Source organism: Thermoanaerobacterium butyriciformans, from assembly GCF_017874545.1.
GTDB lineage: Bacteria > Bacillota > Thermoanaerobacteria > Thermoanaerobacterales > Thermoanaerobacteraceae > Thermoanaerobacterium > Thermoanaerobacterium butyriciformans.
In genome coordinates, this window is record NZ_JAGGLT010000055.1 from 1 (window position 1) to 5258 (window position 5258).

Consider the following 5258-nt stretch of genomic DNA (forward strand, 5'->3'; position numbering starts at 1 on the left):
GATGGACACCCTTGCGGTTCAGCTAGTGGTTCCCACTACCAAGCCCACAACGGACTTTCACCGCCTAGTTATCGCCCATGCCGGGCGCACAATAAGGGCAGCTTTTTCAATTATAGAAAATAGCTGCCCTTATCTTACGACATAAGTCGCTTTTCCCCTTCTAAAGCTTTAATCGGTGCTATATCCTGTGTAACTTCCAATGTACCTAAATACTCACCATCTTTATCTCTTACAGCAAAGTACCTAATGTACACATATTTGCCACCCATTTTTATCCAGAAATCTTCATGGCTCTTCTTCCCTGATTTGAAGTCCCTTAAAAGTTCTTCTACAACGTGGACACTGGCAGGCGGGTGACAATACTGAACTTTCCTGCCGATTACAGCCTTCGTCCTAGCGAAAATCCTGTCATTGCTATTTGAGAAATATCTCACTACATCATCTTTATCAACGAAATTATTACTGTGATATAAATCACTATTTTACAAATACTCTTTCTTTGTCAATGTATTTTACTAATTCGTTGTAGACAAAGTCTTTCATGTATTCGTCATTTTTATACGTGCAAATGCCATTTTTTATTTCTGTCTCATAACAAAAGATAGGAGATGTTCCCCTGAGCTTTTCTATTTTTTTAGCCTGCTCTTTTACCATCCGAAATGTACCAATATTGACATCATGTATGTTTTGATGTGGCACTTCATTAAACAGCATATTTATGAAATTACTGTATATCTTTTCAAAACCTTCTATGTACATAATAGGTTCTATAGAAATCCTGACCTTTAATCCTTTCTCAACTGCTTTTTTTATTGTCCTTAACCTCATATCAAGAGATGGTGTAAGCTTCTCATACATTGAAATAATCGGCTGTGGCAAAAGCGACCATGCAAATATAACATTATCAGGAATTTCTATATTTTCAAATATGTTGACATTGGCGCTTTTAGTCCTTACCTCCATCAGCAAATTTTTATTTTTCTTTGCATAGCCTATCCACATTGATAAAAAGCCTGTAAATGACTCAAATGCCAACAAATCCGTCTCATAAGATATGCTTAAATATATTTTTTTATTCTTCGTCAGTTTATCCACCTCATCAAAAAAATCTTCTATGTTTACAAATACGACAATATTGGCTGATGGATACATACCCTGGAGATAACAATAATCGCATGAGTAAATGCAGTTTAAAATGTTTGAAGTGTGGTAAAACTCATCAATGCCAAAATCTTCGCACATTTGAGAGCCTTTATATATAAAATCGTATCTTTTCTTGGCAAGTATGATATTTAAAGATTTTTTCTGCATCAGGTAGCTTTGCCTCGGCCTATTGAAGAAATCCCCATATCTTTCTATTTCAATTACAACGCTTCTTTTTAAAGTATTTAAAATCTTCTTAGCTATTGGATTATCAACAACATCTTTCTCAACGTAAACATGAGAAAACCTCATACCACCTTTCATCCTTTCACAGTACATCATGATAAACAAAAAAGCGCCCATAGCGCCACTTAAACATCATTAAGATTGTGTATATCCAAAAGCAGCTTTACATCTGCTTCTCTTTCTAAAATATGATCATTTAAAACGTCAAATTTTTTATCAATCCTCTTAAAATTTAACTCAAATTTAGCAAGCAGACTTGTATGCTTTGTAACCTCTTCAAATGTCTGTTTTAAAATATAATCAACATCGCTTTGCTGTCTTTCAAGATTGCCAAGCCTCTTATCAACACTGTCAAACCTCTTGTCTACAGCGTCAAGCCTATTTTCTACATTGTCTAGTCTCTTGTCAACATCGTCAAATCTCTTATCAACACTGTCAAGCCTCTTGTCTACATCGTCAAGTCTATTTTCTACATTGCCTAATCTCTTTCCAACATTGTCCAATCTTTTATCTACGTTGTCCAATCGGTTTTCAACATTTTCCAATCTTATATCCAAATTGTCCAGTCTTTTATCTACGCTATATAGTTTTTCATCGATTGAGTCAAATCTTTGAAGCACAAGGGTCATGAATTCTTCATTTGTCAAAATCCCTTCCCTCCCCTTTGCCTTTTTGTCCATTATACCATACTGCAAATTCACAAGCAACAATTCAGAAATACAGTGTTAAAGCGTGTGTAAAGAATTTCAATTCATTTTAAGGCTTACCATATTAAAAAAAATTTTTTTAGTTAATCGTTTATAAAAAATTTTCTATATTGACAAAATAATATTGATAATATATCATATAGGTGTAAGGTGATTGTTAAATGTATAACAAAATTTGTTTACATCATCCGGTTCAAAGTTCAATTTATTCAAGAAAATCCTTGTTAAAACGCTTGAATAATTGGTACAATCGCCTGTAAAATAAGTGTTTATTGTTAATTTATTAACACGGAGGTGTTTATTATGGCAACGACAAAAACGGAATTAGACATTCAGAAGCAGATAGATTTACTTGTGTCAAGAGCACAAGAAGCTCAGAAGAAATTCATGTCTTACACTCAAGAGCAAATTGACGCCATCGTAAAGGCAATAGCTTTAGCAGGTGTTGACAAACACGTTGAGCTGGCAAAGATGGCATATGAAGAGACAAAAATGGGTGTGTACGAAGATAAGATTACAAAAAACCTTTTTGCAACAGAGTACGTGTACCATGACATAAAAAATGAAAAGACAGTAGGCATAATTAATGAAAACATAGAAGAAAACTACATGGAAGTGGCAGAACCGATAGGAGTCATTGCAGGTGTTACACCTGTCACAAACCCAACATCTACTACAATGTTTAAATGCTTAATATCCATAAAAACACGAAATCCTATAATATTCAGTTTCCATCCAAAGGCAATAAAGTGCAGCATTGCAGCAGCAAAAGTCATGTATGAAGCAGCATTAAAGGCAGGTGCACCTGAAGGTTGCATAGGCTGGATAGAAACACCATCGATTGAAGCCACACAGCTTCTCATGACACATCCAGGCGTATCGCTAATCCTTGCAACAGGTGGTGCAGGAATGGTAAAAGCAGCATACAGTTCAGGAAAACCAGCATTAGGCGTAGGTCCTGGAAATGTGCCATGCTACATCGAAAAATCAGCAAACATAAAGAGAGCTGTATCAGACCTCATCCTAAGCAAGACATTTGACAATGGCGTTATATGCGCATCAGAGCAAGCTGTAATTATAGATGAAGAAATAGCAGATGAAGTTAAGAAGCTTATGAAAGAATACGGCTGCTACTTCTTAAATAAAGACGAGATAAAGAAGCTTGAAAAATTCGCAATTGATGAGCAAAGCTGCGCAATGAGCCCTGCAGTAGTAGGACAACCGGCGACCAAGATTGCCGAGATGGCAGGCTTCAAAGTTCCTGAAGGCACAAAGATATTAGTTGCAGAGTACGAAGGCGTAGGTCCAAAGTACCCGCTATCAAGGGAAAAATTAAGCCCAATTCTTGCTTGCTATACTGTCAAAGACTACAATGAAGGCATCAAAAAGTGTGAAGAAATGACTGAATTTGGTGGTTTAGGCCACTCTGCAGTAATACATTCTGAAAATCAAGATGTCATAAACGAATTTGCAAGAAGAGTCCGCACAGGAAGGCTTATCGTAAATTCACCATCATCACAGGGAGCAATAGGAGATATATACAATACAAACACGCCATCACTTACATTAGGTTGCGGTTCTATGGGAAGAAACTCTACAACAGACAATGTAAGTGTCAACAATCTTTTAAACATTAAGCGTGTTGTGATAAGGAAGGATAGAATGAAATGGTTCAAGATTCCACCAAAGATATACTTTGAAAACGGGTCACTGCAGTATCTGTGCAAAGTAAAGAAGAAAAAGGCTTTCATAGTGACAGATCCATTCATGGTTAAGCTTGGCTTCGTAGACAAAGTGACATATCAATTAGATAAAGCAAACATCGAATACGAAATATTCTCAGAAGTTGAGCCAGATCCATCTGTTGATACAGTAATGAACGGCGTAAAAATAATGAATTCATACAATCCTGACCTAATAATCGCTGTAGGCGGTGGATCTGCAATAGATGCAGCCAAAGGAATGTGGCTTTTCTACGAGTATCCTGATACCGAGTTTGAAACATTAAGACTTAAATTCGCAGACATCAGAAAGAGAGCATTTAAATTCCCAGAGCTTGGCAAAAAAGCACTGTTCATTGCAATACCGACAACAAGTGGCACAGGCTCAGAAGTGACAGCATTTGCCGTAATAACCGACAAAAAGAGAAACATCAAGTACCCACTTGCAGACTACGAACTCACACCAGATATAGCTATAATAGATCCTGACCTTACAAAGACAGTACCGCCATCTGTAACAGCAGATACAGGTATGGATGTACTGACACATGCCATAGAGGCATACGTATCGGTAATGGCATCAGACTACACAGATGCACTGGCTGAAAAAGCCATAAAGATCGTATTTGAGTACCTGCCAAGAGCATATAAAAACGGCAATGATGAAGTAGCCCGCGAAAAGATGCATAATGCTTCCTGCATGGCTGGTATGGCATTTACAAATGCATTTTTGGGAATAAACCACAGTATGGCACACATACTGGGCGGTAAGTTCCACATACCACACGGAAGAGCAAATGCAATACTTCTCCCATACGTCATCAAATACAATGCAGAAAAGCCTACAAAGTTTGTAGCATTCCCACAGTATGAATATCCGAAAGCGGGAGAAAGATATGCAGAAATCGCCAGATTCTTAGGATTGCCTGCGTCAACCGTTGAAGAAGGCGTAGAAAGCTTAATTGAAGCTATAAAGAACCTCATGAAAGAGCTTAATATTCCGCTGACGCTTAAAGACGCCGGCATCAATAAAGAACAATTTGAAAAAGAAATCGAAGAAATGTCAGATATAGCATTCAACGATCAGTGCACAGGCTCAAATCCGAGAATGCCTCTCACAAAAGAAATCGCAGAGATTTACAGAAAAGCATACGGAGCATAATTTAAGAAAAAAGAACGGCTTACAAGTTAATTAAAACTTATAAGCCGTCTTTTTTATCACTTTTTAGAGACATACATCAAAATCTTATACAGCAAATATATTACAAAAGCTAAAGCCCCGATATTTATTATTAAAAATATAGTTGAAATTAAATCCATAAGTAGAATTTCCCCCTAATCTATAAAGAGTATTCTCGGCAACTTCTGTTGCCTGATATAACTGAATTTCAGGAGATATATTTTTAAATTTATCCCCCAAAATTTCATTCTGAAATCATTT

4 protein-coding genes are annotated in these 5258 nt (G+C 36.7%); 1 reads left to right on the plus strand and 3 read right to left on the minus strand.

Translation table 11 applies throughout. The annotated features are described in order from the left end of the window. Positions 1 to 134: 134 nt before the first annotated feature. From J2Z80_RS14685 to J2Z80_RS14695, 3 genes are read right to left on the minus strand one after another with little or no spacing between them, the layout of a single operon-like run. Positions 135 to 434, minus strand: a complete 300-nt coding sequence (locus J2Z80_RS14685; RefSeq protein WP_209455047.1) for a PAS domain-containing protein — start codon at positions 432 to 434, stop codon at positions 135 to 137. 43 nt (positions 435 to 477) lie between these two features. After that, positions 478 to 1455 (minus strand): SPL family radical SAM protein, encoded by a 978-nt coding sequence (locus tag J2Z80_RS14690; RefSeq protein WP_432422733.1) that lies wholly within the window; start codon positions 1453 to 1455, stop codon positions 478 to 480. 59 nt (positions 1456 to 1514) lie between these two features. Beyond that, entirely contained in the window at positions 1515 to 2036 is a 522-nt protein-coding gene (locus tag J2Z80_RS14695) for an LA_3659 family protein (protein ID WP_209455048.1), read from the minus strand. 363 nt (positions 2037 to 2399) lie between these two features. Here J2Z80_RS14695 and adhE point away from each other — a divergent pair, with 363 nt between their 5' ends. Next, positions 2400 to 4979: a bifunctional acetaldehyde-CoA/alcohol dehydrogenase gene (gene adhE, locus J2Z80_RS14700; protein ID WP_209455049.1), complete on the plus strand. Its 2580-nt coding sequence runs from the start codon at positions 2400 to 2402 to the stop codon at positions 4977 to 4979. Positions 4980 to 5258 lie beyond the last annotated feature (279 nt).